Origin of the sequence: Zoogloea sp., from assembly GCF_028689785.1 — a bacterium.
Classification (GTDB): Bacteria; Pseudomonadota; Gammaproteobacteria; order Burkholderiales; family Rhodocyclaceae; genus Zoogloea.
In genome coordinates this window covers 1-2,961 of sequence record NZ_JAQVCN010000126.1, presented here as the reverse complement: position 1 = coordinate 2,961, position 2,961 = coordinate 1, and the positions used below count along the sequence as shown (strand labels likewise).

The window sequence follows — 2,961 nt, the reverse complement described above, 5'->3', positions numbered from 1 at the left end:
GGGTGATCGACTCGGGGACGACGATCCGGCGCCAGATGGCAGGCTTGATCCCGGCAAGGTCGATGCGCAGTTGCAACAGATCGGCCGGTTTGCGGGTGCGCGGCTTGAGGGGGACGACGGTGCTCATGTCAGGCGGCTTTGAGAATGGGCTTGGCAGGATCGAGGTTCCAGGGCAGCAGTTCGTCGATCCGGTTGATCGGGTGTTCGGCGATCCGCGTGAGCACTTCGCGCAGGTAGGCTTCCGGGTCGAGCCCGCTCAGCGTGGCGGTGCCGATCAGGCTGTACATCGCGGCCGCCCGCTCGCCACCTGCATCCGATCCTGCGAAGAGAAAGTTCTTCCTCCCCACGGCGACCGCCCGCAGCGCGCGTTCGGCGGCATTGTTGTCGATTTCGAGATGGCCGTTCGTGCTGTAGCGCATCAAGGCTGACCATTGATTGAGCGCGTAGCCGATGGCCTGCATCAGGTCCGATTTGCGCGAGACCCGTTTGCTTTGCGCTTGCAGCCAGTCATGCAGTTCCGCCAGGCGCGGGGCCGCCTCCTGCCGGCGTAGTAGCGCCCGCTCGGCGGGCGGCTTGCCGCGCGCCCGGGCTTCGATGGCATACAGCGCCTGGATCCGGGTCAGCGCCTCGGCGGCCAGGGGCAAGCCCTGGGCGCGCTGGATGTCGTAGAACTTCCTCCTCACGTGGGCCCAGCAGGCCGCCTCGACGATCGCCCCGCCCTCAAAGAGCGCGTCGAACCCCGCGTAGGCGTCCGCTTGCAGGACCCCCTTGAAGGGGGCGAGGTGGGCTTGGGGGTGGAGTCCCTTGCGGTTCTCCGAGTAGGCGAACCAGACCGCCGGCGGATCCTGGCTGGCGGCCGGCCGGTCATCGCGCACATAGGCCCACAGCCGCCCGGTCTTCGTTTCGCCCCGACCCGGTGAGAGCACCGGCAAGGGCGTGTCGTCGGCATGCACCTTGCCAGCGGCCATCACGTGGCGCTTCACCGCCTCGACCAGGGGGCTGAGCAGGGTGTGGCATTGCCCGACCCAATCGGCCAGGAGGGATCGTTCCAGGCTCAGCCCACTGCGCGCAAAAATGGTGCTTTGCCGATAGAGCGGCAGTCGAGTGGCGCAGGGGAATCACACCCCCACGCTCTCCCAGAACCGGACGTGAACCTCTCGGCTCATCCGGCTCCTATCGTCCCACCGTTGCAGCAAGGTTCCAATGCGGGAAGAGATTTGGTTGCCGTGATTGCAATCGCGTCAGCCAATCCCATGCTCTCGATTTGTGCCCCTTGAAGCGTTTGTATTTGCGTTGTGCCCAGCGTACGAGGTAAGCATCCAATGTCCGCAGCGCCCGCTGTAACGCGGACGGGTAGAAACGACCATAGTAGAGAACCCATCCCTGAATCACCGAACGAGTCCAACGTACAAGGTCATCCAAACCAAGATCACCGCGATGATGCAGTCGCCAACGACGCATGGTTTTACGCATCGACTTGGCCGCCTTGTCACTCACAGCAGGAGAGAAACTGACGAAGAGCTGCCCCTTGCGATTCATCGACCGACGGGGGCGAAAGGTATACCCCAGGAAGTCGAAGCCTTGCTCCGGGTAACTACCGCGCCGATTGGCATCCTTGCAGTAGGCAATCTTGGTCTTCTGCGGGTGCAATTCCAGCTTGCACGCAGCGAACCGCAGCTCCAGCGCTTGCCGCAACGCAACCGCCTGAGCCTCGCTGCTACAGTGGCAAATAACATCGTCAGCGTAACGTTCGAACCGAATCTCGGGATGATGCCTCCGCATCCAGTGATCAAACGTGTAGTGCAGAAAGAGATTGCTCAAGATGGGGCTAACGACGCCCCCTTGTGGCGTCCCCTTCTCACGGCTCTCCAGCGTACCATCCGGCATGCGCACCGGCGCTTGCAGCCATCTTTCGATGTACAGCAGTACCCAGTTGCAGTCGATATGTTTGCGCAGCGCTCGCATCAGTAGGTTCCAGTCGAGGTTATCGAAGAAACCCTTGATGTCGAGATCGAGTACCCAGCTGTGGCTCCAGCATCTCTTGCGCGCCACAGTCAGTGCATCGTGCGCGGAACGCCCAGGTCGATACCCATAGGAGTCTTCATGAAACACGGGCTCCAGAATGGGCTCCAGGTAGCGCTTCACTACCATCTGCGCGATACGGTCTGAAACCGTGGGAATTCCCAGCGGTCGCATCTTCCCGTCGCTCTTCGGTATCTCGACCCGACGAACCGGCGGTGGCATGTAGCTACCCGATGACATTCGATTCCAGAGCCGATAGAGATTGTTACTCAGATCCTCTTCGAACTCCGCAAGCGACTGTCCATCCACCCCCGCCGATCCGTGGTTTGCCTTCACCCGCTTATAGGCCTCCCAAACTTCACGCTTGGCAATACAAAACGGTTTTGCTTTATCCATGCAGGTCCTCCCCGTTTGGGTTGCCCACATAACAAAGCTGAACGACGCCGTCCCTTCGGTCCAGTCCCATTACAGAACCTTCAACCCTACTACGGACGACTCCGTCCCTGTGCCCCGCATCGGTACTCTGACCCTTGCGAAGGCTATCCGCTTGGGCTTCTCCCTTAGCATCGGGACGACAGGTTCCTACGTTCCTTACCAAAGCCTGGATCAAGGTCACGCCGCCTTCATGCCGGACGCCAGTTGGGCAGTAAACAGGTTTCCCCCAACCTTGTCCCGGGCCAACCACTCCCTCCCGGTTTCGACGTCGTTTATATACATTTCGACACGTCATCAGCGGTTCACTTGCGTTCGTCTCCTTGAACCCTACCTGACGGAGTCTCGCTCCGCCGTTTCCAGCAACGCTCACCACGGGCGCTCTTAACGCCCGCAGCTTGTGGCGGTTTGAAGCCTGCTCCTGCAAGCCGACTTCGAGGGGCCTACCCTCATCTTTGGTAAAGCATCGCTTCCACCTCAACAACGGTGGTCGCGTTCGTAGCACAC

General features: G+C 61.0%; 1 protein-coding gene and 1 pseudogene. Both read right to left on the bottom strand.

What is annotated here, in order from left to right:
- Nucleotides 1-128: 128 nt before the first annotated feature.
- Nucleotides 129-1,100: pseudogene (locus PHI64_RS23515) on the bottom strand (IS66 family transposase); the annotation flags it as partial.
- A 73-nt stretch (nucleotides 1,101-1,173) separates the two neighbouring features.
- Nucleotides 1,174-2,418: a group II intron reverse transcriptase/maturase gene (gene ltrA / locus PHI64_RS23510; RefSeq protein ID WP_299888853.1), complete on the bottom strand. Its 1,245-nt coding sequence runs from the start codon at nucleotides 2,416-2,418 to the stop codon at nucleotides 1,174-1,176.
- Nucleotides 2,419-2,961: the final 543 nt, after the last annotated feature.

Bases quoted from the DNA above. Each gene is read 5' to 3' on its own strand.
- ltrA (WP_299888853.1), bottom strand. From the start codon at position 2,418: ATGGATAAAGCAAAACCGTTTTGTATTGCCAAGCGTGAAGTTTGGGAG.